We start from the raw sequence: 23,561 nt of genomic DNA on the forward strand, positions 1-23,561 counted from the left end.
TCAGCCGGTGACGACCAGCCACAGCGGGCCGGCCGCCAGGCCGAGCACCAGGGCGCCGGCCGCGGCCGCGACCGCCACCCGGGCGGCGGTGTGCCTGGTGCCGTCTGTCTCGGTGGCGGAGGGCTGCTCGCGGCGCACCGCCGGGGCGAGCCAGCGCAGGTAGTAGGCCAGGCTGATCAGGGTGTTGCCCACCAGCGCGACGGCCAGCCACCAGGCCCCGGCGTCCCAGGTGGCGGCGATCGTGAGCAGCTTGGCCACGAAGACGGCCGTGGGCGGCGTCCCCACCAGCCCCAGCAGGGAGACCGCGAGGCCACCGACGACGCCCGGTCGGGTGCGGCCCACCCCGGCCCAGTCGGTCACCGAGTGCCGGTCGGGCTCGGCGCCCAGCGCCGCGAACGCGGCCAGGTTCGTGACCGTGTAGGCGGGCAGGTAGACGAGCAGGGCGGGCAGGGCCAGGTCACTGCTCGGCACCACGGCCGCCGCCGCGAGCAGGTAGCCCACCTGACTGACCGTGGACCAGCCGAGGAGCCGGCGGACGTCGTCCTGGGCCAGCGCGGCCAGGTTGCCCACGGTCATGCTGGCGACGGCCAGCACGCCCAGGAGCACCGTCCAGCCCGCCGGGTCCGGCAGGTGGGTCAGCAGCCGGGCGACGGCGACCAGGGCCCCGAGCTTGGGGACCGTGGTCAGGAAGCCGGCGGCGGTCACCGAGGCTCCCTGGGTGGCGTCGGGCACCCAGAAGTGCGCCGGCACGGCACCCGCCTTGAACAGCAGCCCCCCGAGGACGAACAGGCCCCCGGCGGTGACCGCCGCGGGCGACGCGTCGGCGAGCCCACTCAGGTCGTCGTACGCCGTCCCGCCGGCGAGGCCGAACAGGACGGCCACCCCGAGCATCAGCGTGATCCCGAACAGCGCACCGAGCAGGTAGGTCTTGAGCGTCGCCTCCGCCGATCCCGGTCGTCGGACGATGCCGACCAGCCCGTAGAGCGGGATGCTCGAGAGCAGGAAGGCCACCACCAGCAGCGCCAGGTCGGTGGCCGACGCCAGCAGCAGGGTGCCGAGCCCGGCGAGCAGCAGCAGGGTGACGATCTCGCTCTCGCGGGGGTGACCGGCCACCTCGTCACCGGCCAGCGCGAGCAGCAGCAGGAGAGCGAGCGCCACGGTGACCCGGGCGACGCCGGTGGCGGTGTCGAGGGCGACCGTGCCCTCGAAGGCGGTGCCGGGCTCACCGGCCAGCCCGACGACCGCGGCGACCAGCGACCCGAGCACGGCGACCGCCGCCGCCCACCGGACCCGCCACTGCGCGTGCTGGGGCGAGTAGGAGCCAGCGACCAGGGCGCACAGCGCACCGAGCAGCAGGAGCAGCTCGGGCAGCATCGCGAGCAGGTCGGCGCCCATGCTGCCCTCCATCCCGGTCACGGGCTCACCTGCTCACGAGCGCCGCCGCCGCGACGGCGGCCGGCTCGATCAGGTCGAGCAGCGGACGGGGCAGCACGCCGATCAGCACCGAGAGCAGCAGCAGTCCGGCCACCGGCGCCCACTCGCGGGCGGTGACGTCGGGGAACCCGTGCGCCAGACCGGCCGTCGGGCCCGTGAAGACCCGCTGGAAGGCCCGGAGGAACAGCGCGGCGGTGAGCAGGATGCCGACCGTCGCGACCGCCGCCACCGGTGCGGTGGCGATGCTGCCGGCGAACACCTGGAACTCCGCCACGAAGCCGGACAGGCCGGGCAGCCCCAGCGACCCGAACGCCGCGACCGCGAACAGCGCGGTGTAGCGCGGCGCGGGTCCGGCGAGACCGCCGTACTCCCCGAGCCCGTAGTCGGCCCGACGGTCGAACATCACCCCCGCCAGCAGGAACAGCGCGGCGGTGAGCAGCCCGTGGCTGACCATCTGGGTGACCGCGCCGGTGACCGCCACCGCCCGGGCGTCGTCGGCTCCGCTCGAGACGAGCCCGGCGGCGCCGACCGCGAGCACGACGTACCCCATGTGGTTGACCGAGGTGTAGGCGATCATCCGCTTCAGGTCGGTCTGGGCGAGCGCGACCAGCGCACCCCAGACGACCGAGACGATGCCGACCGCGACCAGGACGGGCGCCCACGCCCGCCAGGCGTCGGGAAGCATGGTCATGCCGAAGCGGACGAAGCCGTAGGTCCCCATCTTCAGCAGGACGGCCGCGAGCACGGCCGACCCGATGGCCGGGGCGTCGCTGTGGGCCGGCGGCAGCCAGGTGTGGAACGGGAAGGTCGGGGTCTTGACCGCCAGCCCGAGCAGGATCGCGCCGAGCACCAGCGCGCCGGTCGCGCCGGTGCCCTGCAGGGGCGGCTCCGCGGCCAGCTCCAGCATGTCGAAGGTGTGCGGCGACGAGGCCACGTAGAGCCCCACGAAGCCCAGGAGCAGGGCCAGGGAGCCCAGGAACGTGTACAGGAAGAACCTCAGCGCGGACCGGGCCGCGTTGCCGTGACCCCAGCCGCTGATCGAGAAGTACATCGCGACGATCGAGAGGTCGAAGAAGACGAAGAAGAGGATCAGGTCGGCCGAGACGAACAGCCCCAGCGAGACCGCCTCGAGGAAGAGGAACAGCGCCGCCTGGAGCCGGGGCCGCTCCTGCTCCCGCGCCGCGAACACCGCGCAGGCGAGGAAGACGACGGTGGTCATCAGCACCAGCGGCAGGGACAGCCCGTCCACCCCCACGTGGTAGCTCGAGCCCACCCCGGGGATCCACGGCACCTGCTCCTCCAACGCCAGCGCGCCCGGCCCCGGGTCGTCGTACGCCGCCCACACCGCGCCGGCGAGCGCGACCTCCACGGCCGCCGTCGCCACGAAGACGATCCGGGCCACCCGGTCGGGCACGGACGGCGCCAGGAGCGCCGCGGCGACGACCACCGGCAGGAACACGAGGACGGAGAGCATGCTCACCTCACGATCACGAGGACGACGAGGGCGGCGGCCAGCACGGCCACCGCCTGGAGGTAGTACTGGTGCAGCTGCCCGGTCTGCGGGAGCCGGGCCCACTGGCCGAGCCGACGGATGCCGGCGACCGAGGCGCGGACGGCCCCGTCGACGACGGTCACGTCGGCGCGCGCTGAGCGGTCGGCCAGCCGGAGCGAGGCATCGGCGACCCATGTGACAGCACCGTCGAGGAGGTCGTCGTCGACCCGGGCCAGGCGATCCGCGAGCCGGAGCGTGGGTCGGACCAGCAGCCGGTGCACGGCGGCCTCCACGTGCAGCCAGCCGAGGAGGGCCCCGGCCCCGGCGCCGGCACCGGCACCGGCACCGGCACTGGGCCACGGGCGCGCCGCTCCCCGGGCGCGCCGCGACAGCACGAGCACACCGGTCAGCACCGCCGTCGCGAGCAGACCCGAGACGACGATCTCGGCGGAGGTGGGAGCCGGCGCCTCCGCGCCGCCGGGCAGTCGGGAGAGCACCGACGGCAGCCCGAGCACGCCGAGGCCGACCGCCCCGGCGGCCAGCGGCAGCAGCGCCACCGGCAGCAGGCCGGGCACCCGGCCGGTGCCCCCGACAGCCCCCTCCTCGGCGCCGTCCTCAGGGCCCACGACGGTGGCTGCGTCAGCTCCTTCATGGGGGCTGCCCAGCACGATCACCAGCGCACGCCCGGCGTAGGCGGCGGACAGCCCGGCGGCCAGCAACGCGACGGCGTACAGCGCCGGGCTGTGCTCGAGGGCGACCGCGAGCACCGCGTCCTTGCTGACCCACAGGGCCAGCGGAGGGATCCCGGCCAGCGACAGCAGTCCGGCCGCGGCACAGGCGCCGACGACGGGCCACCGCCGGGCTGCACCACCCAGGGACGCCAGCCGCTTGCTGCCGACCGCCTCCAGCCAGGCACCTGCCACCAGGAACAGTATGGCCTTCACCGAGGCGTGCGCCACGAGGTGCGCCGCTCCCCCGGCCGTCGCGCCGACGCCCGCCGCCAGCACCACGAAGCCGAGCTGGGCGGCCGTCGAGGCGGCCAGCAGCTGCTTGAGGTCGCGCTGGGCCACCGCCACGGCCCCGAGCACGACCGCGGTGGCGGCACCGGCCCACGCCGCGGCGTCGTCGGCCCAGCCGGTGGCCGCGAGCAGCGGGGCCAGCCGCAGGAGCAGGTACCCGCCCAGGGCGACCATGGCCGCCGAGTGCAGCAGGGCACTGACCGGGCTCGGGCCGTCCATGGCCCGGGACAGCCAGAACGAGAACGGCAGCTGCGCCGCCTTCCCGAGGGCCGCGACCAGGACGCCTGCCGCGACGACGTGGCGCCAGCCCGGACTCGTCTCGGCCAGTGTGGCGAGGTCGAGCCCGCTGCCGCCCGCCAGCGCGGCGCCGGCGGCGACGTACAGCCCGAGGTCCGCCGTCCGCGTGGTCAGGAAGGCCGTGAGCCCCGACCCGACGTGCGAGTCCTCCCGCCAGCGCAGCCCGATGAGCGCGTACGACGTCGCGCCCATGACCTCCCAGCCCAGCAGCAGCGTCGGCAGGGAGGTGGCGAGCACCGTGACCAGCGCGGCCGCGACGAACAGCAGCATCAGCCCGGAGAAGCGGGCGGTGGCGGTCTCCGCGCTGGTGCTGGCCGCCACGAGGACCAGCAGCGCCACGACCGTGACCACCGGCGTCATCACGGCCGCGGGCCCCGCGGTGTCCAGGCCCAGGTCGGCTCCGGCGACGAAGCCGGTCGCCACCTCGGCCGCACCGACGACCGCCGCCACCGAAGCCGCGGCGACCACCGCGGCGGTGCCGAGGACGACCGGCACCGCGACCCGGTCGGCGGTCGTGCCGACCAGCGCCAGAGCGGCCCCGACGAGGGCCGGGACCACGACCACCGCCACGAGCAGCAGGTCCAGCGCCCCGCCCGCGCTCATCGGCGCAGCTCCGTCGCCATGTCCGTCATGTCGTGGCCGGCCTGGCGGTGCAGCAGCGTGGCGACGGCGAAGCCCATCGCCATCTCGACGGTCATCGCCGCGACGACCACGAGCAGGAGCACCTGGCCGGACGGGTCCGGCGCGAGGAACCACCACAGACCCCCGAGCGCCAGGATCACTCCGTTGATCATGAGCTCCAGGCCCATCATGACCATCACGACGACCTGCTGGGACAGGGCGCCGTACAGGCCCACGGCGAACAGCGCGGCGGCCACCAGGAGCACGGTCTCGAGGATCACGGTCGATCACCCCGGTCGTAGCGGCCCCGGTGCAGCGAGAGCACGACCCCGGCGACGATCGTGGCCACCATCACCGGGCTGATCGCGACCATGACCAGCATGTGGCTGCCCATCGTCGCCTCGCCGAGCGCCGCGGTGACGTCGGGGTCCGGGGCACCCCGGCGCTCGGGCCACGGCACCAGCAGCGCGCCGGCGCCGAGGAGGAGGAACGCGCCGACGCCGGCGCCGATCGCCGCGCGGTGCGAGTGCACCATGCTCATCGGCATCAGCGCCGGGTTCATCCCCATGAACATGACCATGTAGACCGCCATCACGGCCATCTCCATGACCATCATCAGCACCACCACCGCACCCAGGTAGGCCTGGCCGAGCAGCAGCAGGACCACGCCCACGGCGACGAAGGAGAGCGCGAGGGCGTAGGTCGCCCGTGCCATCGAGTCCACGTAGAACACCGCTGCGCCGGCGAGCACGGCGACCACGCCGCAGGCCCAGAAGGCGAGGTCGGCCCAGAGGTCCGGGCTCATCCCCACACCACCACCGCGGCGACCACCAGGTCCTGCAGGAGCACGAGCGGCAGCAGCACCACCCAGGCCGGCTGGAGCACCCGGTCCGGGCGCAGGGTGGGCAGCCGGCTGCCGACGGCGGCCAGGGCCCACGCCAGGGCCCCGGCCTTGAGCACCACCCACAGCCAGCCGGGGAGGAGCGGCCCCGCGCCGCCTCCGAGGAAGAGCGGTACGGCGACGGCCGCGCCGGCCACGAGGAGTGCGTACCGCCCGGCCTGCACGAGCAGCCGGTCGACGCCGGAGAGCTCGGCCAGGACCCCGCCGGCGAGGTCAGCCCCGGCGGCCGCGTCCAGCGGCGCCCGCACCGACATGCCGAGCACGCCGAGGCAGTAGGCCAGGAACGCCACCGGCATCCACACGACGTACCAGAGCCCGGACTGCGCCGCGGCGATGACGCCGAGGTCGAGACTCTCGGCGGCCACCGCCGGGGCGATCAGGGCGAACATGAGGGGCAGCTCGTAGCCCAGCGCCAGGGCCAGGAAGCGGTAGCCGCCGACCAGTCCGTAGACGGCGTTCGCACCCCAGCCGAGCAGCCAGACCAGCGCCCAGGCGAACACGTCCAGCGCGTTGAACCAGACGACGCCCACGGGGTCGCTGACGAGGGCGCGGTCCCCCCAGGGCACGAGCACGAGCATCAGCACCGCCAAGGGCAGCAGACCCGACGAGGCGATCCGCCACAGCAGCAGGTCGGCCTCCACCGTTCGTCGGGGCCGCTGCCGGAGCAGGCGGGCGGTCTCGGCGACCGGCACCAGAAGGGCGCTCCGGATCCGGTCAGGCATCGGCGGCCTCCCGGTCGCCCTCGAGCCAGGGCACGAGGGTCGCGACGAGGAGGCGGACCTCACCGAGGTCGCGGCCCCGGACCAGGCCCGCGAGCCGGGCGTCGGTCACGGCGCCACTCCGAGGGTCCGTCTGGTCCAGCTCGCCGGCGGCGGCGCCGAGCAGCGCGTCCAGCCGCAGCACCACCTCGGACCCGGCCCCGCCGAGACCCCACAGCAGCACCCGGTCGGCCAGCACGCGGCGACGGAACGCCGCGATCCGGGCCGGGTCCCGGAGCTCCCTGGCCCGGTCGGCCAGCTGTCGGCGGCCGGCCAGATCGAGCACTGAGGCCGCCGCGTCGAGCATCCGGTCCGGCCCGGTCTCCGAGGGCGGGCGGGGGCCCTCGTCCAGCCGCTCGACGCGCGCCTGCCCCACCAGGTCGCCGTGCAGGGTCAGGTGCAGGACGAGCCCGGCCGGCCAGTGCCGCAGGACCGGCCCGAGCGGCAGGTGCAGCACGTCCATCTCCAGCCCGTCCCGGTCCTGCGCACCCTCGGCGAGGGGGATCCCGGACGGTGCCATGTCGCCGTGGTCCATCTCGCCGTGGTCCATCTCGCCGTGGTCCGTCTCGCCGGGCTGCGGTCCGCTCGGCCGGTCCCGGGCCGCGTCCCGCTGGCGTGAGGTGTCGGCGAGCTCCGCCCGGGCGGCGTCGAGCGCACCGGCGACCTGGTCGACGTGCCCCACCTGCAGCCTGACCCGCGGATCGGGCAGCTGGTCCCAGACCCGCTCGACGACCTCGCCGAGCCGCCGGCCGGGGCTGCCGACCACGGCCAGCAGGTCCGCGTCGGCGGCGGCCCCGGCGAGCACCCAGCCACGCCGACACACCTCCTGCTCGAGGGCCCGGCGCACCTCGTGCGCCGCCGGCGCCTCGGCGACCAGCACGTGCACCCGCCTCGTCGCCAGCCGCGAGAGGAGCCCCCTCAGGCCCACCGGAACGCCCCCTCCCGGTGCGCCCACAGCACAGCCAGCAGGAGCACCCCCAGGAACGCGAACATCTCGATCACGGCACCGGCGCCGAGGTCGGCCACGACCAGCGCCCACGGGTACATGAAGAGCATCTCGACGTCGAAGGCGAGGAAGACCACGCTCGCGACGTACCACCGGGGGTGGTAGCGCGACAGGGCGTGCTCGCGGGGCAGGTGTCCGGACTGCCACGGCAGCACCGTCACCGGGTCCGGCGCCACCGCCAGCGCGCGTGCCAGTGCCCGGATCGCGAGCACGCCGAGCACGCTGAGCAGCAGCACGGCGACGAAGAGAGGGCCCACGAGTGCTCCTTCGACGCGATGGACGGGGAACGGATCCTGCGGGTGACCTACACTAGCAACATCCGTACACCCGTGCGGATGACGACGGGAGGGCGAAATGAGCGACCACCCGCACCCGGTCGACGCCGCGGCCGTCGCGCGGGCCCGCACCCGGATCCCGGACGCGTTCGAGGCCGAGCAGGTGACCAGCGTGCTGACGCTGATCGCGGACCCGACCCGGATGCGCCTGCTCTTCGCTCTCGACGCCGCCGAGGAGCTCTGCGTCGGAGACCTCGCCCAGGCACTGGACGCCTCGGAGGACGCGGTCGGCTACGGACTCCGGATGCTGCGCACGGCGGGCCTGGTCACGCGGCGCAAGGAGGGTCGGATGGGGTTCTACCGACTCGCCGACGGGTTCCCCGAGCCCTTGCGGCAGCACTGCCTCATCCGGCTCGCGGAGCTGAGCTCAACCGCCCCTCGGGGCTGAGCCCCGTCGACGCCGGACGGGCGTAGGCGGGGATCAGGGAACCGCTCCGGAGCCGGTACAGCTCCTCCAGGCGGACCCGGAGGAAGGGGCCGGGCTGGGTGCGCGCGTTCTCCCAGGCGCGGACGGAGTCCTTGCTCGCGCCGACCCGCATCGCCACCTCGGCCTGGGTCAGCCCGCTCCACTCGCGCAGCACCCGCAGCGCGCGGGACAGGTCGCCGGCGCGCCAGCTGGTCGGGTCCAGCTCGCGGGGGCACCGGGCACCGCAGGCGTGCGCCACCTCCGCGACCGTGACCCGGTAGAGCACCGCCATCCGGCGCAGGTGGGCCAGCGGCGCCGGCCGCCCACGCTCGTAGGCGCGCAGGCTGCTGCGGCCGAATCCGAGGCGGTCCGCGGCCGCGGACTGGCTCAGCCCCACGCCGATGCGCAGTCGGGCGAGCCGGCCCACGGGGCGTGCCCGCAGCCCCTCGACGACGACCCGGGCCTCGGCCAGGGCCGAGGCCAGCTCCGCGGACGAGAGGCCGAGGGCCGCGGCGAGGTCCTCGAGGTGGGCTTCTGGGATCCGGGCCCCACCGCGCTCCCAGTTGTAGACGGTGTGCGTCGGGACCCCGACCGCGGCGGCGATCTCGGCGCCGGACCGGCCCCGCTCCAGGCGCAGCCGGCGCAGCCCGTGCCCTCGGTGACCCCGTGCCTCCGCCTCGGGCTCACCCAGGACCCGTAGCAGCTCCCGGGGCTGGCGACGCAGAGCCCCGGCCAGGGCCGGCAGCCGGTCCGCCTGGGGCAGGCACTCGCCGCGCTCCCAGCGACCCACGGTGTTCGGGCTGACGCCCACCCGCCGCGCGAGCTCGGGTGCCGTGAGTCCGAGGCCCTGGCGCCACCCCCGGAGCTGCGAGGTCATTCCGAGGAGCTGAACGCCGCGTCGAAGGCCGCCTCGGGTGCGTCGAAGGCCAGGCGGCGGACGAACTCCAGGGCCTCGGGGGCGCCGAGGAGCCGGTCCATGCCGGCGTCCTCCCACTCGATCGAGATCGGGCCCTGGTAGTCGATCGTGTTCAGCATCCGGAAGCACTGCTCCCACGGCACGTCGCCGTGACCGGTGGAGACGAAGTCCCACCCGCGCCGCGGGTCGGCCCACGGCAGGTGCGAGCCCAACCGGCCGTTGCGGCCGTTGCCGGTCAACCGCTTCGCGTCCTTGCAGTCCACGTGGTAGATCCGGTCCCGGAAGTCCCACAGGAACCCCACCGGGTCCAGGTCCTGCCACACGAAGTGACTGGGGTCCCAGTTCAACCCGAACGCCTCGCGGTGACCGATCGCCTCCAGGGTGCGCACCGTGGTCCAGTAGTCGTAGGCGATCTCGGAGGGGTGCACCTCGTGCGCGAACCGCACCCCGCACTCGTCGAACACGTCCAGGATCGGGTTCCACCGGTCCGCGAAGTCCCGGTACCCGGCCTCGACCATCTCCTCGGTCGCCGGCGGGAACATCGCCACGTACTTCCAGATCGAGGACCCGGTGAACCCCACCACGACGTCGACCCCGAGCCGCTGCGCGGACCGGGCGGTCAGCTTCATCTCCTCGGCCGCGCGCTGCCGCACCCCCTCGGGGTCCCCGTCACCCCACACCCGTGCCGACAGGATCCCCTGGTGCCGGGCGTCGATCGGGTCATCGCAGACGGCCTGACCCTTGAGGTGGTTGGAGATCGCGAACAGCTGCAGGCCGTGCCGCTCGAGCACGTCGAGCTTCGCCTTCACGTACGCGTCGTCCTCGGCGGCCTGCCACGGGTCGAGATGGTCACCCCAGCAGGCGATCTCCACCCCGTCGTACCCCCACCCCGACGCGAGCCGGCACACCTCCTCGAACGGCAGATCGGCCCACTGGCCGGTGAACAACGTGATCGGACGTGTCATCTCGGGGTTCCTTTCATCGGGTGATGGTTCGCGAGCCGGTGCCGGGGGCGGAGCACCCGACCCCCGACACCGGTCGCGGGGTTGAGGTCAGGGACCCCCCACCCCCGCCCCGGTGAGGAACCGGCCACCGTCGGCACCGCAGCCGACCTGCGGGCCGGACGGGCGTTGACGGCCTGGGCCGTGCGAGACCGGTTCCTCACCGTGGACGTCATTCCTTCCTCCTGTGCAGCCTCGCGGGCTACACGTCGGCCTTCAGCTGCTCGGCCAAGTCCACCAGGGCGGCCTGCGCCAGGTCGTCCCCGACCTCGCCCGCCGTCTCGATGAACGCGTCCAGCACCTTGACGGCCTTCGCGGACTTGCCCTTGTTGGAGGCCTTCCGGGCCGCCAGGAGGTCAGACCGCAGGGACTTGGCCTGCTTGGCGGTGACCAGGTCCTCCTCCACCAGGCGGTCGATGAGCGCGTACCCGCCGTCGAAGGAGGCCCGGACCGTGAACTCCACGGTCCTGGTCGTCCGGTTGCCGGCGACGTCCGTGGCCTGCACGCGGAGCGTGTGGTCGCCGCTGAGCAGCGCCACGGCGTCGACCAGGACGGGCGAGGTGACAGCCTCCCCGTCGAGGGTCAGCTGCACCGAGTCCACGCCGGAGGTCCCGTCGGCGGCCGTGACCACCACACTCCGGGTCTCCTCGACCGACAGCACCGCACCGTCCCGGATCCCGGAGACCGAGACCGTCGGGTCCGTCGCGTCGCGCCGGACCTCGTGCCGGCTCCGGGCGACGTTCCCGGCCTCGTCGAGCGCCCGGAACACGACCTCGTGCGAGCCGTCCCGGTCGATCCGCACCGGGCTCTCGTACGTCGTCCAGTCGCCGTCGTCGACCCGAAACTCCAGCGTGACCGGTCCCGGCCCCTCGTCCGAGGCGGTGGCCGACAGGGTCACCGTCGATGTCCACCACCCGTTCTGCCCGTCGGGGCTCTCGGGGTCGACGGTGACCTCGAGGGTCGGATCCGTCGTGTCCGGGACCGTGACGTCGACCGAGCCCGAGGACTCGTTGCCCGCGGCGTCGCTCGCACGCCACCGCAGCACGTGGTCGCCGGCCCGGTCCACCGACACCGGCTCGGTGTAGTCGGTCCAGTCGCCGTCGTCGAGGCGGTACTCCAGGCTCTCCACGCCGGTGTCGTCGGAGGCGTCGAGGACCACCGTGCCCGGACCGGTCAGGTCCAGCGTGGCGCAGGCGACGATGCCGCCGTCGCGGTGCAGGACCAGGGCCCGGCCGTCAGTGCGCGGCGCCCACGGCACCGTCGCCTCCGCGACCGCCTCGCCCGAGGCGTCCGCCACGATCCGCGGCTGTCCGGCCTCCCAGCCGGGGCCGGTCGGCCACAGCTCGTTGGGCGGGGTGCCGTCACCCTCGGGGTCGTCACGGTAGTGCAGCCCCAGGGTCTCGCAGGTGCCCTCGTGCAGGTGCGACTCGTAGCCGGCACCCGGCTCCAGACCGGTCAGCGCGAGCGTCGCGGTCGTCGACCGGCCCTCGTCCTCGAGGCTCGAGGTCAGGGTCGCGGTCCCGGCGATCGGGGTGTCGACCAGGCTCTCCACGTCACCGGCATACTCCCCGAGGACGGTGGTGTCGACCTTCGGGGCGGTCGTGTCGTCCGGCCCGTCGCACGGCTCGGCACTGTCGTCCGGGCTGATCCGGAAGTTGTCGAAGTGTGCCGTGATCGGCAGCGCCTCGTCCCGGTTGGCCAGGCCGAACAGGCCCACCCGCGGCTCGTTGATGCCGGCCAGCGACCGGGATCCCTCCATCGGCGTGAAGTCCAGGCCGTCGACGCTGTACGAGGCCGACACGTCCAGCCCGTCCGGACTGGTCAGGCGCACCCAGAACGTGTCCGGGAACGCGTCCCCGAGGGCCGCCGTGTTGGTCTCGGTGGCCCGGCCGCCGAGCTCGCTGGCGAACTGGAAGACCCGACCGGCCGCACTCGGACTCCCGGTCCGGCCCTGGATCACCATCTTCATGTAGTTGTTGTCGTCGCCGTAGACGATCAGGCCGGCCTGCTGGTACTGCCGGCGTGCGGGCAGGGTGACCTTGCTGGTCACCTCGAACGCTCCACCGGGCAGGTGCTGCAGGACGATGTTCGGCGTCGGCGTGCCGTTGGGGCCGTAGATGTCGGTGGCGGTCAGCGGGATGCTGAGCTGGCCGTCCGACACCGTCAGGTCGTCGTTGCCGCGGACCACCGAGTCCCACCGGTCGGTGTCGAGCGCGTCACCGAGGAAGTCGTCGGAACGACCCGTGAAGCAGGTGTCCAGCTCCCCGAGGACCTTGATCTCGACCTTCGTGGAGGCCTTCGCGCCCCGTGCGTCCGTCGCGGTCACGGTCGCCTGGTAGGTGCCGGGCTCGGTGAACGTGTGCGTGGGGTCCGCCGTGTCCGCGGTCCCCCCGTCCCCGAAGACCCACTCGAAGCTGATCGGCTCGTCGCCGTCAGGGTCCGTGGCGCTGGCGCTGAAGTCGACCTCGAGCGGGGCGGTGCCCGTCACCGGGTCGGCCGAGGCGGTGACCTCGGGTCGCCGGTTGTCGGTGACGCCGGTGCCGATGAAGTCGACCCAGTTGATGTTCGACCCGCCTGCGGTCTCCACGAAGTACAGCGGACCGCTGACGGTCGTGCTGTCCCCGGTCGGCTCCGCGGAGAAGTCGTCGTAGGTCTGCCAGCCACCGGTGCGGGGCACCTCGATCGTCGCGACGGTGGGTCCGTCCGGAGACCCGGTGCGCACCTCCCAGGTCGCCCCCGCCGCCTGCGGCGAGGCCGCACGCAGCGAGATCCGGTCGATGTCGGTCAGGTTCATGACGTCCCAGCCGAACCAGTCGCCCGGCTCGATGTAGCCGACGTTCTGACCACCACCGGCCGAGTCGCCCGCGGTCTCCCGGATCACGCCGGCTGCACCCGGCGAGGTGGAGCCCTCGAGGCGACCGGTCGAGTCGAAGAACTCGGCCTCGGTGCGCTTGGTGTGGAGCACGACCGTGTCCTGCCCGTCCAGGGGTGCGACGCCACCGGCGCCGCCTCCGTCGGTGTACGTGGCCGTGATCGTGCCGAAGATGTTGGCACCCACGTGGCCCTCGTCGCCCGGCAGCGGCAGGGTGCCGCTGCAGCCGGTGTACTGCTCGTACCCGTGGGCGTGCTCGTCGTGGCCCAGCGCGGGCTGGACGACGACCCGGTCACAGTCGATCTCGCCGTCCTCCGGGTCGGTGACGACCACCTCGTACTTCATGGTGTCGCCGAACTCGAAGAAGCCGCCGTCGACCGGGAGGACCAGCTCGACCTCGGGCGCGGTGTTGCCGACCACGATGTCGATGTTGGACACCGCTGTGCGGCCGTCCTCGTCGGTGACCGTGAGCCGCGCGGTGTAGTTGCCGACCTCGGTGTAGGTGTGCGTCGGGGTGGCCTCGGTGCTGTCGGTGCTGCCGTCGCCGTCGAAGTCCCAGGCGAAGGTCACCGGCGTCCCGTCCGGATCCCGCGACCCGGCGCTGTCGAAGGCCACCTCGAGCGGGGCCGGTCCGGAAGTCCGGTCGGCGGTCGCCCGAGCGATCGGCGCCCGGTTGCCCTGGACGTAGTCGATCCGGTAGATCCCGGAGTCGGCGTTGTTCCCGCCGAACCCACTGCCCCACTCGATCATGTAGAGCGCGCCGTCCGGCCCGAACTGCAGGGCGTGCGGGCGGGTCATCGGCAGGTCGGGCAGGAACCGGTTGACGTCGGTGTAGTCGGTGCCGGCCTCGTTGAGCTGCACGGTGAAGAGCCGGCTGTTGTTCCAGTCCGCCCAGATCGCCTTGCCGTCGAAGTAGGCGGGCCACTTGCGCTCGGAGTCGAGCTCGGCGTCGTAGGCGTAGGTGCCGGAGGTCATCGGGGCACCGCTGCCGCCGATCTCCGGTACGCCGGTCGACGACTTGCCCTGCCACACGGTGGAGGGGATCGCGGCGGGCAGCTCGGTGAGGCCCGTGTTGTTGGGTGAGTCGTTGACCGGTGCCGAGCAGTCGAACTTGCCGCCGGACGTGCCGGCCGCGAAGTCGCGGTCGTTGTAGGCCACATTGTCGCTGACGCAGTAGGGCCAGCCGTAGAAGCCCGGCTCGCTCAGGATGTTCCACTCGACCCGGCCGTCGGGACCGCGGTTGGCGTTCGCCGAGCCGGCGTCCGGGCCGTAGTCGGCGACGAGGAGCTTGCCGGTCTGCTCGTTCAGGCCGATCCGGAACGGGTTCCGGAAGCCCATGGCGTAGATCTCGGGGCGGGTCTTGGCGACCCCCTCCGCGAAGAGGTTGCCCTCGGGGATGTCGTACCCGCCGTCGGCCGTCGGCGTGATTCGCAGGACCTTGCCGTTGAGGTTGTCGGTGTTGGCGGAGGTGCGCTGGGCGTCCCACGCGGAGCGACCGTCGCGCTCGTCGATCGGGGCGTAGCCGTCGGAGGCGAACGGGTTGGTGTTGTCCCCGGTGGCGATGTAGAGGTTGCCGTCATTGTCGAACTCCATCGCACCGCCGGCGTGGCAGCACTGGTTCCGCTGGACGGAGATCTCCAGGACGTCCTTCTTGGTCGTCATGTCCAGCGTGTTGCCGGTCAGCTCGATGCGCGAGACCCGGTCGATGGCCTCGGATCCGGCCGGGGAGTAGTAGAGGTAGACCCAGTTGTTGGTCTCGAAGTCGGGGTCGAGCGCGACACCGAGCATGCCGAACTCCTGGCCGGTGTAGACGTCGAGCTCTCCGGCCTTCACGACGTTGCCGTTGGGCAGCACGATCTTGACCTCGCCGTTGCGGTCGACGTAGACGACCCGGCCGTCGGGAGCGATGTCCAGCTCCATCGGGTTCGCCGTGTTGTCGTCCAGGGCAATCTTCTCGAAGCTCTCCGGCAGGGTCGCGGAGCAGTCCGCGGCCTCCACGCCGGCCGCCGTACGGATGCCGCCCAGGAGGTGGTGCCGGAACTGCGGGTCGGCGAAGCTGGCGTCGGTGTGGCCCATGCCGGTGTACCAGGAGCGTCCTCCGCGGTAGTCCTGGCACCAGCTGATCGGGTGCTCGACGCCCATGTCGCCGCCGTTGTACGTCGACTCGTCCAGCGAGGCGAGCACGTGGACGTCACCGCGCGGGTTGGAGAGGTAGTTGTACCACTCGTCGAAGCGGTCCCAGGTGGGAGACATCCCGGCCGTGGACGGGTGGGCCGGGTCCTCGACCTTCACCGTGGCGTCCTGCTGGGCCGGGTGCCCCTTGAAGTAAGCACCGACGAGGTCGCCGTACCAGGGCCAGTCGTACTCGGTGTCCGACGCGGCGTGGATGCCGGCGTAGCCGCCGCCACCCTCGATGTAGCGCTCGAAGGCCCCCTGCTGCTGGGCGTTGAGCACGTCGCCCGTCGTCGAGAGGAAGATCACCACGTCGTAGCCGGCCAGGTTCTCGTCGGTGAAGTCGGCCGCGTCCTCCGTGGCGTCGACGGTGAACCCGTTCTCCGTGGCGAGGGACTCGATGGCGGCGATGCCGCTCTCGATCGAGCCGTGCCGGAAGGCAGCGGTCTTGCTGAAGAGCAACGCGTTGAACGGCGTCGCCTCGGCGTGGTCCGGGTGGGCCGCCGCGGAGCTCACTCCGAGTGCCTGGGCGCTCAGCGCGACCAGCAGGGCGACAGCGAGCGCGAACGGCTGACGGATCCGTCGCAGGTGGCGCGTGATGACCTGTCTCATCACATCTCCTTCGTGGGGGTGTTGACGATGTGCTCCGTGCGGTCCGGGGCGGGTCCCCGGGCGGTCGGCCCTGGTGTGCGCGTGCAGTCGGTGGGGGGTCAGCGGACCCCGAGCAGGTGTTCCATGGCGAGCTGGTCGAGGGCCTCCATCCCCACGCTGCGCAGGCGCAGCCGGTCGAGGTCGTGGGTCTCGGAGCGGAGGTCGGCGAGCGACTCACCCTGGGCCATCGTCGGCACGTCGAGCTCCGGTACGGCGGCGGCCGCGAGGGCGGTGGCGACCTCCGGGTCGGCCCGGAACGCCAACGCCCGCTTCCTGAGGATCAGGTAGTTGCGCATGCAGGCCCGGGCCGACTCCCAGACGCCGTCCTCGGCCTCGGCCCGCGGCGGCTTGAAGTCGAAGTGCACGAAGCCCTCGTAGGCCGCGCCGGTGCCGGCGCCCAGCAGGGCGTCGACGGTCCAGAAGGCGCCGCGCAGGTTGCCCGCACCGAAGCGCAGGTCCTGGTCGAACCGCGGGCCGTGCTGGCCGTTGAGGTCGACGTGGAAGAGCTTGCCGTGCCACATCGCCTGGGTGATGCCCTGCGCGAAGTTCAGGCCGGCCATCTCCTCGTGGCCCACCTCCGGGTTCACGCCCACCATGTCGGCGTGCTCGAGCTCGTTGATGAAGGCGATCGCGTGCCCGATCGTCGGCAGCAGGATGTCCCCACGGGGCTCGTTGGGCTTGGGCTCGATGGCGAACCGCATCCGGTAGCCCTGCTCCTTCACGTAGGCGCAGAGCAGGTTCAACCCCTCGGCGTACCGGTCGAGAGCGGCCTTCACGTTCTTGCCGGCGCCGTGCTCGGCGCCCTCACGGCCGCCCCACAGCACGAACGTCTCGGCCCCGAGCTCGGCGGCGAGGTCGATGTTGCGCAGGACCTTGGCCAGGGCGTGGCGCCGGACGCCGCGGTCGTTGGCGGTGAGCGCGCCCTCCTTGAACACCGGGTCGCCGAACAGGTTGGTGGTGACCATCTCGACGGCCAGGCCGGTGTCGGCGACGGCCTTGCCGAAGCGCTCGAGGGTCGCCTCCCGCTCGGCCTCGTCGGGCACCAGGTCGTCGTCGTGGAAGGTCACCGCCGCGGCGCCGAGGTCGGCCAGGCGGTACGTCGCCTCGATCGGGTCGAGCGGCGCCCGGCTGGCCGGGCCGAAGACGTCGACGCCCTGCCAGCCGACCGTCCACAGCCCGAACGAGAACCTGTCCTCGGGGCGAGGGGTGTAGGGATCCGTGGAGGTGCTCATGCGCTGATCTCCTGCCATGTCCGGCTGTCGGAGCTCGACTCGACGGCGGCCAGCACGCGCTGGACCTGGAGACCGTCGGCGAAGCTCGGGTGGGGGTCCTCGCCCTGGGCGAGGGAGGTGACCAGGTCGACGACCTGGTGGGTGAACGCGTGCTCGTAGCCGAGTCCGTGGCCGGGCGGCCACCAGGCGGCGGCGTACGGGTGATCGGCCTCGGTGACGAGGATCCGTCGGAACCCGGCCGTCTCGGCCGGCTCCTCGGCGTCGTAGAACTCGAGGACGTTCATGTCCTCGAAGTCGAACGCGAGGCTGCCCCGCGCGCCGTTGATCTCGATGCGGATGCCGTTCTTCCGTCCGGTGGCGAACCGGGTGGCCTCGAAGACGCCGACGGCGCCGGTCGTGAAGGTGGCCAGGAAGACGGCCGCGTCGTCGACGGTGACCGCACCCCGCTCCGTCGAGGCGGTGCCGGAGAGGCCCGAGTGCTCGAGGGCGAGGGGACGCTCGTCGACGAAGGTCCGCAGGTGGCCGGAGACCGACGAGATCCGCTCGCCGGTGATGAACTGGGTGAGGTCGATGATGTGGGCGCCGATGTCCCCGAGCGCGCCCGAGCCGGCCTTGTCCTTCTCGAGCCTCCACGACAGCGGCGCCTCGGGGTCGGCGATCCAGTCCTGGAGGTACTGGGCGCGGACGTGCCGCACCTCGCCGATGCGGCCGGCCTCGACGAGCCGTCGGGCCAGGGTGACGGCGGGGACCCGGCGGTAGGCGAAGCCGACCATCGCCCGGACCCCTACGGCGCGGGCCTTGTCGGCGGCGGCCGACATGCGCTCCGCTTCCTCGACAGTATTGGCCAGGGGCTTCTCGCACAGCACGTGCTTGCCCGCCTCCAGCGCGGCGACGGCGATCTCCGCGTGCGAGTCCCCCGGAGTGCAGATGTCGACGAGGTCGACGTCGTCCCGCTCAAGGAGGCGCCGCCAGTCGGTCTCGCTGTCGGCCCAGCCGAGCCGGGCCGCGGCATCGGCCGCCCGGGCGCCGTCGCGGCCGCAGACCACGGACATCACCGGCCGCAGGGGCAGGTCGAAGAATCGGGGCGCGGTCCGCCAGGCGTGGGAGTGGGCAGCGCCCATGAAGGCGTGGCCCACCATGCCGACCGAGAGGGCCGGCGCCGTCGTGCCGTGGTTCATCTGGGCTCTCCTGGGTGGTGACGGGTGCCCGCCGCCAGGTGTGCGCGGCGGGCACCCGTGCTCGGGTGGGTCAGGACTCGAAGGCGCTCGGGAGGTACTGGTCGACGTTGTCCTCGGTCACGACAGGCGCGAACAGCTGGACGGTGCGCGGCACCGAGACCTCGGCGAGGTCGCCCATCGCCTTGCCCTGGACGAGCAGCCGGGCCATCTTGACGCCGTCCGCGCCCTGGGTGGAGGGATAGATGACGGTCGCGGCGAGCACGCCGTCCCCCGCCTCGATGGAGCGCATCGCGTTGGCCGAGCCGGCGCCGCCGACCATGATGAACTCGTCACGGTTGGCGTTCTCGATGGCCGCCAGGACACCCACGCCCTGGTCGTCGTCGTGGTTCCACAGGGCGTCGATCTTGGGCGCCGCCTGGAGCAGGTTGGACGCCGCGCGCTCACCGCCCTCGACGGTGAAGTCGGCCGCGACCCGGTTGTCGACCTTCTGGCCGCACGTGGCGAGCGCGTCCTTGAAGCCCTGGCTGCGGTCCTGGGTCAGTGGCAGGGAGTCGATACCGGCGATCTCGGCGACGACGGCTCCCTTGTCGTCCCCGACCTGCTCGCAGACGTACTGCCCCGCGGAGACACCCATCCCGTAGTTGTCGCCGAGCACGGTCACCCGCGCGGCGTTGGGGTCGTTGAACTCCCGGTCGACGTTGATCACCGGAATCCCGGCCTCCATCGCCTTGAGGGCGACCGGCGTCATCGCCGCACCGTCGAACGGCAGCAGCACGATCGCGTCGACGCCGTCGTTGATGAACGTCTCGACCTGGCTGATCTGGAGGTTGACGTCGTTGGTGCCCTCGGCGACCTTCAGATCCACGTCCTCGTACTGGTCGGCCTGGTCCTTGGCAGCCTGGGTGATCGCCGCCATCCAGCCGTGGTCGGCCGCAGGCGCCGAGAACCCGATGGTCACGGTGTCCCCGGCCTCGTCGTTCGAGCCCGACGCGGCGTTGGAGGTGCCCCCCGACGCGTTCGAGGTCTCCGGGCTGTTGCTGGTGCAGGCCCCCAGGGCGAACACGGCGAGACCGGCGACGAGCCCGGTCTGCACGCGCCGACGTGGGGCCGGGCGGGTGGTGAGGGTCGGCAGGGCCATGATGCTGCTCCTTGTTTCCTTGTCCGGCAGAGTCGTCCGGGTCGATGGGTGCTGTCGTCCGAGGTGCGGGGGGCGCCCATGGGGCGCGGGTCCGGTCATGTCTTGCTCCGGGAGGCCAGTCGCTGCTGCAGCAGCACGGCGACGACGATGATCAGCCCCTTCACCACGGACTGCACCGAGATGGAGAGGTTGTTGAGCGTGAACACGTTCGAGAGCGTGGTGAAGATCAGCACGCCGAAGACGGTGCCGACGATCGTGCCGCGGCCCCCCGAGAGGAGCGTGCCGCCGATGACGACGGCCGCGATCGCGTCGAGCTCGTAGAGCGTCCCGTGCGTCGAGCTGCCGGTCGTCGTCCGGGCGACCAGCATCAGCGCGGCGATGCCGCAGCAGAGGCCGACCACCACGTAGAGCATCACCGTGTGTCGCTGCACCCGGATCCCCGCGAGGCGGGCCGCCTCGGGGTTGCCGCCGACGGCGAGGGTGCGGCGACCGAACGTGGTCCGGTTCAGCACGATCCAGCCGACCACGGCGACGAGGACGAAGATCAGCACGAGGACCGGGATGCCCAGGACCTCGCCGTTGAAGGCCTCCCGGAAGGCGGGCACGTTGATGATCTGGGTGCGCCGGTCCGAGAGGATCTCGGCCAGCCCACGGGCACTGGCCAGCATCGCGAGGGTCGCGATGAACGGCACCACGCCGCCGTAGGCGATCAGCAGCCCGTTGACCAGGCCGCAGCCGGCACCCACGGCCAGGGCCGCGACCACCATCACCAGCCAGTGGACGTCGTTGGCCATCGCCTGCGTGGCCAGCGTGGTGCTCCACACGGAGGCCAGCGCCAGGATGGCACCGACCGACAGGTCGATGCCGCCCCCGGTGATGACGAAGGTCATCCCGATGCTCACCACCCCGATCGTCGCTGCCAGCCGCAGGATCGTGAGGATGTTGTCGACGTCGGCGAACCGGTCGCCGGCGGTGACGACCCCGACCACGCAGAGCAGGCCCAGGGCGACGACCAGGCCGAGGTTGCGGCCGGCGCTCGAGCGCAGCACCGCCATCCCGGCGAGGGCTCGGCCGCCCGCCGTCCCGTTCGGCTCCGCGGCGGTGACGGGCACGGCCGGTTCCGTTGAAGGGGTCTCCGCGGGGGCGGCCGCCCCCGGCGCGGAGAGGCCCGTGCTGCTCTCGTTCATGCGACGCTTCCTTCCATCACGAGGTCCAGGACCCTGGACTCGTCGAGCTCTGTGGCCGGGGCCTCGTGCACGACGACGCCCTCGCGCACGGTCAGCACCCGGTCGGCCAACCCGAGGACCTCTTCGATCTCGCTGGAGACCACGACGATGGCGACACCCTTGTCGGCCAGCGACCTGATGAGGGTGTAGATCTCGGTCCGGGCGCCCACGTCCACGCCACGAGTCGGCTCGTCGAGGAGCAGCACCCGGCACTCGCGCATCAGCCAGCGTGCGAGCACCACCTTCTGCTGGTTGCCACCGGAGAGGTTGCGCACCGGGCGGTTCACCCCGGCGGGGCGGACGTCGAGGGCCGTGGTCAGCTGCTCCGCCTCCGCGCGCTCCGCCGCGCCGTTGAGGAAGCCGCCGCGCGAGAACCGCGCGAGCGTCGACACGGTGATGTTGTGGAAGACCGGGTGGTCGAGCAGGAGACCCTGGCTCTTGCGCTCCTCCGGGCACAGCCCGACGCCGGCCCTGACCGACGCGGCCACGGCTCCGCTGCGCAGCCGCCTGCCGGCGACGCTTACCGTCCCGGTGCTCGGCCGCCGGGCTCCGTAGATCGCCTCCAGGATCTCCGAGCGGCCCGCGCCCACGAGACCGGCCAGGCCGACGATCTCGCCCGCGTGGACCGTCAGGTCGACCGTCGAGAAGACGCCGGAGACCGAAAGGCCACGGACCTCGAGGACCGGGTCGCCGAAGTCGTCGGCCGGACGGCGCGGGGGGAAGACGTACTCGATCGACCTGCCGGTCATGAGCTGGATGAGGTCCTGGGTGGGGGTGTCCTCGACCTGCAGGCCGGTGGCGACGGTGCGCCCGTCCTTGAGGACCGTGATCCGGTCGCCGATCTGGCGGATCTCCTCGAGCCGGTGCGAGATGTAGATGACCGCGACCCCCTCGGCGGTGAGGTTGCGGATCACCCGGAACAGGTTGCGGACCTCCTCCTGGTCGAGCACCGCCGAGGGCTCGTCGAGGATCAGCAGCCGGGTCCGGTGGGAGAGCGCCCGGGCCATGCTGACCACCTGCTGGGCGGCGGGCGAGAGCGTCCCAACCGGTCGCGTCGGCGAGATCTCGCCGTGGCCCAGCCGCTCGAGGAGGGCCCGTGCCTGGGCGTTGGCGTGCGAGCGCCGCGAGAAGCCGCCGCGGGAGACCTCGTGGCCGAGGAAGATGTTCTCGGCCACGGTCAGGTCCGCGACCAGGTCGAGCTCCTGGTAGATCGTCGAGATGCCGAGCCCCATCGCGGCCACGGGAGTGGTCAGCGAGACCGTCCCGCCGTCCCAGACGATGGTCCCGCCGTCGGGCTGGTAGGCCGCCGAGAGGACCTTGATCAGCGTGGACTTGCCGGCGCCGTTCTGGCCGAGCAGGCAGTGGACCTCGCCGGCCCGGACCTCCAGGTCCACGCCGCCCAGGGCGAGCACGCCGGGGAACTTCTTGATGATGCCGTGCATGCTCAGCAGGGGGCCCTCGGCGGCCTCGTGGGTCTGCGTGGTCATGAGACCGCTCCTTCCTCGGCGGCAGCACTCGTGGGGGCCGCGTCCACCAGGGTCGGGTCGGCGAAGAGCGACGAGAGCGCCTGCAGCGCGCCACCCCGGACGGCCGCGGAGAAGCCGAGCGTCGAGAGCTCGACCCGGCAGCCCCCGGCCTCGGGCGCGAACACCTGGCGAGGCAGCTCCTCCTCCAGGGGGCCGGCCAGCCAGGGACCCAGGGCGGCGAAGTAGCCACCCAGGACCAGGACCTCGGGGTTGAAGACGTTGACGAGGATGCCGGCGCCGGTCGCCAGCCAGCGGCCGGTGTCGGTGATCGCCTCGATCGTCCGGGCGTCGCCGGCGGTGGCCCGCGCGACGACCTCCTCCAGCCTCTGGACGACGTCGAGGGAGGGGTTGCGGACCGGGTCCTCGGGGTCGGCGGCCCGGGCGAGGAGGGCGTTGAGTCCGACGACGGTCTCCCAGCAGCCGTGCCGCCCGCAGCCGCACCTCTTGCCGTCCGGCTGCACCTTCATGTGGCCGACCTCGCCGGCGAAGCCCTGCCCGCCGCGGAGCAGCTGACCGTCAGTGACGACACCGCCACCGACGCCGACCGCGCCGGTGAGCAGCAGCAGGTCCGTGGCCTCGTCGGCGCCGCGGGCCGCCAGCTCGGCCAAGGCCGCCAGGTTCGCCTCGTTGTCGAGGCGGACCGGATAGGTCGGGTCGTGGAGGAGAGCCCCCAGGTCGTCGAGGATCGAGGTACGCCGCCAGCCGAGGTTGGGCGCCTCGAAGACGGTGCCGGTCGCGCTCTCGACCAGGCCCGGAACGGCCACGGTCAGCCCGACCGGCGAGGCGCCGCCGGCCCGCAACGACGCGGTGAGCTCGTTGATCTCCGTGGCCAGCTGGCTCAGGACCGGTGTCGATCCCATGTGTGCGGCATCGAGGGCGACCCGGCGCTCGGCGGCCACCTCGCCCTGGACGTTCATGGCGAGGACCGACACGTAGTCGATGTTGATCTCGGCGCCGATCGCGACGTGGTGCCGGCCGTCCAGACCGATCGACTGTCCCGGGCGGCCCACCCCGCCGCGCTCCGGCTCCCCCTCGGCCACGAGTCCACGACCCACGAGCTCGGCCACCAGGCTGGAGACCGTCGCCTTGTTCAGGCCGGTCTCGCTGGCCACCCGGGCCCGCGACCGGGGGCCGCTCTGCCGGAGGTGGCTGAGCACCAGCGAGAGGTTGTGCCGGCGGACCGCGAGCTGGTCGGCGGAGGCTCCCGGACCGCTGAGGACGGTGTCCTTGGGAGTCATCGTCGCCTCCTGGCGGTGAGGGTGTGGTGTCGGTCACGCAATAGTCTGTTGGCCCAACAAACTAAGCAGTCACCGTCAGGGCGTCAAGGGTTTCTCATGGCTTTTTCCGTCGGCGCCCCCATATCTGGGCCCCAGGTGTGAG

General features: G+C 72.7%; 18 protein-coding genes. 1 reads left to right on the plus strand and 17 read right to left on the minus strand.

Annotated elements, in window-relative coordinates; genetic code table 11:
• Genes IE331_RS12260 through IE331_RS17005 form a run of 8 tightly spaced genes read right to left on the minus strand, consistent with a single transcriptional unit; the run spans position 1 to position 7,785 of the window.
• Positions 1-1,407 (minus strand): NADH-quinone oxidoreductase subunit N, encoded by a 1,407-nt coding sequence (locus tag IE331_RS12260; protein WP_225580095.1) that lies wholly within the window; start codon positions 1,405-1,407, stop codon positions 1-3.
• 13 nt (positions 1,408-1,420) lie between these two features.
• Positions 1,421-2,908, minus strand: coding sequence for a complex I subunit 4 family protein (locus IE331_RS12265; RefSeq protein WP_192144006.1), 1,488 nt, complete (start codon positions 2,906-2,908; stop codon positions 1,421-1,423).
• A gap of 2 nt (positions 2,909-2,910) precedes the next feature.
• Positions 2,911-4,845, minus strand: coding sequence for a proton-conducting transporter transmembrane domain-containing protein (locus IE331_RS12270; RefSeq protein ID WP_192143706.1), 1,935 nt, complete (start codon positions 4,843-4,845; stop codon positions 2,911-2,913).
• Positions 4,842-5,144, minus strand: a complete 303-nt coding sequence (locus tag IE331_RS12275; protein WP_192143707.1) for an NADH-quinone oxidoreductase subunit NuoK — start codon at positions 5,142-5,144, stop codon at positions 4,842-4,844. Before IE331_RS12275 ends, IE331_RS12270 begins: the two co-directional genes overlap by 4 nt.
• Positions 5,141-5,668 (minus strand): NADH-quinone oxidoreductase subunit J, encoded by a 528-nt coding sequence (locus tag IE331_RS12280; RefSeq protein ID WP_192143708.1) that lies wholly within the window; start codon positions 5,666-5,668, stop codon positions 5,141-5,143. Before IE331_RS12280 ends, IE331_RS12275 begins: the two co-directional genes overlap by 4 nt.
• Positions 5,665-6,486 carry an NADH-quinone oxidoreductase subunit H gene (locus IE331_RS12285; protein WP_192143709.1) on the minus strand — a complete coding sequence of 274 codons (822 nt, stop codon included), beginning with the start codon at positions 6,484-6,486 and terminating at the stop codon, positions 5,665-5,667. Before IE331_RS12285 ends, IE331_RS12280 begins: the two co-directional genes overlap by 4 nt.
• Positions 6,479-7,450: a hypothetical protein gene (locus IE331_RS12290; protein WP_201931740.1), complete on the minus strand. Its 972-nt coding sequence runs from the start codon at positions 7,448-7,450 to the stop codon at positions 6,479-6,481. The genes IE331_RS12285 and IE331_RS12290 overlap by 8 nt, the downstream gene beginning before the upstream one ends.
• A complete protein-coding gene (locus tag IE331_RS17005) occupies positions 7,441-7,785 on the minus strand; it encodes an NADH-quinone oxidoreductase subunit A (RefSeq protein ID WP_192143710.1) in 345 nt (114 codons plus the stop codon). Before IE331_RS17005 ends, IE331_RS12290 begins: the two co-directional genes overlap by 10 nt.
• Positions 7,786-7,882: 97 nt before the next feature.
• On the opposite strand from IE331_RS17005, the gene IE331_RS12300 reads away from it, so the two are divergent.
• Positions 7,883-8,251: an ArsR/SmtB family transcription factor gene (locus tag IE331_RS12300; RefSeq protein WP_192143711.1), complete on the plus strand. Its 369-nt coding sequence runs from the start codon at positions 7,883-7,885 to the stop codon at positions 8,249-8,251.
• Here the strand turns inward: IE331_RS12300 and IE331_RS12305 are convergent.
• From IE331_RS12305 to IE331_RS12345, 9 genes are all read right to left on the minus strand, one after another.
• Complete coding sequence (locus IE331_RS12305) at positions 8,208-9,146, minus strand: helix-turn-helix domain-containing protein (RefSeq protein ID WP_192143712.1); 939 nt, start codon at positions 9,144-9,146, stop codon at positions 8,208-8,210. The two genes, IE331_RS12300 and IE331_RS12305, sit on opposite strands and share 44 nt — an antisense overlap.
• Positions 9,143-10,150 carry a sugar phosphate isomerase/epimerase family protein gene (locus IE331_RS12310; protein WP_192143713.1) on the minus strand — a complete coding sequence of 336 codons (1,008 nt, stop codon included), beginning with the start codon at positions 10,148-10,150 and terminating at the stop codon, positions 9,143-9,145. Before IE331_RS12310 ends, IE331_RS12305 begins: the two co-directional genes overlap by 4 nt.
• 238 nt (positions 10,151-10,388) lie before the next feature.
• Positions 10,389-15,842: a ThuA domain-containing protein gene (locus IE331_RS12315; RefSeq protein ID WP_192143714.1), complete on the minus strand. Its 5,454-nt coding sequence runs from the start codon at positions 15,840-15,842 to the stop codon at positions 10,389-10,391.
• Between the two features lie 98 nt (positions 15,843-15,940).
• Positions 15,941-17,113, minus strand: coding sequence for a xylose isomerase (gene xylA, locus IE331_RS12320; protein WP_192143715.1), 1,173 nt, complete (start codon positions 17,111-17,113; stop codon positions 15,941-15,943).
• Positions 17,110-18,291 carry a Gfo/Idh/MocA family protein gene (locus IE331_RS12325; protein ID WP_192143716.1) on the minus strand — a complete coding sequence of 394 codons (1,182 nt, stop codon included), beginning with the start codon at positions 18,289-18,291 and terminating at the stop codon, positions 17,110-17,112. The genes xylA and IE331_RS12325 overlap by 4 nt, the downstream gene beginning before the upstream one ends.
• Positions 18,292-18,361: 70 nt before the next feature.
• Positions 18,362-19,429: a substrate-binding domain-containing protein gene (locus tag IE331_RS12330; protein ID WP_192143717.1), complete on the minus strand. Its 1,068-nt coding sequence runs from the start codon at positions 19,427-19,429 to the stop codon at positions 18,362-18,364.
• A gap of 95 nt (positions 19,430-19,524) precedes the next feature.
• Positions 19,525-20,616, minus strand: a complete 1,092-nt coding sequence (locus IE331_RS12335; RefSeq protein ID WP_192143718.1) for an ABC transporter permease — start codon at positions 20,614-20,616, stop codon at positions 19,525-19,527.
• Positions 20,613-22,142, minus strand: coding sequence for a sugar ABC transporter ATP-binding protein (locus IE331_RS12340; protein WP_201931741.1), 1,530 nt, complete (start codon positions 22,140-22,142; stop codon positions 20,613-20,615). The genes IE331_RS12335 and IE331_RS12340 overlap by 4 nt, the downstream gene beginning before the upstream one ends.
• Positions 22,139-23,419: an ROK family transcriptional regulator gene (locus IE331_RS12345; protein ID WP_192143719.1), complete on the minus strand. Its 1,281-nt coding sequence runs from the start codon at positions 23,417-23,419 to the stop codon at positions 22,139-22,141. Before IE331_RS12345 ends, IE331_RS12340 begins: the two co-directional genes overlap by 4 nt.
• Between the last annotated feature and the right edge of the window lie 142 nt (positions 23,420-23,561).

Origin of the sequence: Nocardioides donggukensis (assembly GCF_014842875.1) — a bacterium.
In the GTDB taxonomy this organism is placed as follows: Bacteria; Actinomycetota; Actinomycetes; order Propionibacteriales; family Nocardioidaceae; genus Nocardioides; species Nocardioides donggukensis.

Excerpts from the sequence above, each read along its gene's own strand:
- IE331_RS12260 (WP_225580095.1), bottom strand. The coding sequence starts at position 1,407 with ATGGAGGGCAGCATGGGCGCCGACCTGCTCGCGATGCTGCCCGAGCTG.
- IE331_RS12265 (WP_192144006.1), bottom strand. The coding sequence starts at position 2,908 with ATGCTCTCCGTCCTCGTGTTCCTGCCGGTGGTCGTCGCCGCGGCGCTC.
- IE331_RS12270 (WP_192143706.1), bottom strand. The coding sequence starts at position 4,845 with ATGAGCGCGGGCGGGGCGCTGGACCTGCTGCTCGTGGCGGTGGTCGTG.
- IE331_RS12280 (WP_192143708.1), bottom strand. The coding sequence starts at position 5,668 with ATGAGCCCGGACCTCTGGGCCGACCTCGCCTTCTGGGCCTGCGGCGTG.
- IE331_RS12285 (WP_192143709.1), bottom strand. The coding sequence starts at position 6,486 with ATGCCTGACCGGATCCGGAGCGCCCTTCTGGTGCCGGTCGCCGAGACC.
- IE331_RS12300 (WP_192143711.1), top strand. The coding sequence starts at position 7,883 with ATGAGCGACCACCCGCACCCGGTCGACGCCGCGGCCGTCGCGCGGGCC.
- IE331_RS12305 (WP_192143712.1), bottom strand. The coding sequence starts at position 9,146 with ATGACCTCGCAGCTCCGGGGGTGGCGCCAGGGCCTCGGACTCACGGCA.
- IE331_RS12310 (WP_192143713.1), bottom strand. The coding sequence starts at position 10,150 with ATGACACGTCCGATCACGTTGTTCACCGGCCAGTGGGCCGATCTGCCG.
- IE331_RS12315 (WP_192143714.1), bottom strand. The coding sequence starts at position 15,842 with ATGAGACAGGTCATCACGCGCCACCTGCGACGGATCCGTCAGCCGTTC.
- xylA (WP_192143715.1), bottom strand. The coding sequence starts at position 17,113 with ATGAGCACCTCCACGGATCCCTACACCCCTCGCCCCGAGGACAGGTTC.
- IE331_RS12325 (WP_192143716.1), bottom strand. The coding sequence starts at position 18,291 with ATGAACCACGGCACGACGGCGCCGGCCCTCTCGGTCGGCATGGTGGGC.
- IE331_RS12330 (WP_192143717.1), bottom strand. The coding sequence starts at position 19,429 with ATGGCCCTGCCGACCCTCACCACCCGCCCGGCCCCACGTCGGCGCGTG.
- IE331_RS12335 (WP_192143718.1), bottom strand. The coding sequence starts at position 20,616 with ATGAACGAGAGCAGCACGGGCCTCTCCGCGCCGGGGGCGGCCGCCCCC.
- IE331_RS12340 (WP_201931741.1), bottom strand. The coding sequence starts at position 22,142 with ATGACCACGCAGACCCACGAGGCCGCCGAGGGCCCCCTGCTGAGCATG.
- IE331_RS12345 (WP_192143719.1), bottom strand. The coding sequence starts at position 23,419 with ATGACTCCCAAGGACACCGTCCTCAGCGGTCCGGGAGCCTCCGCCGAC.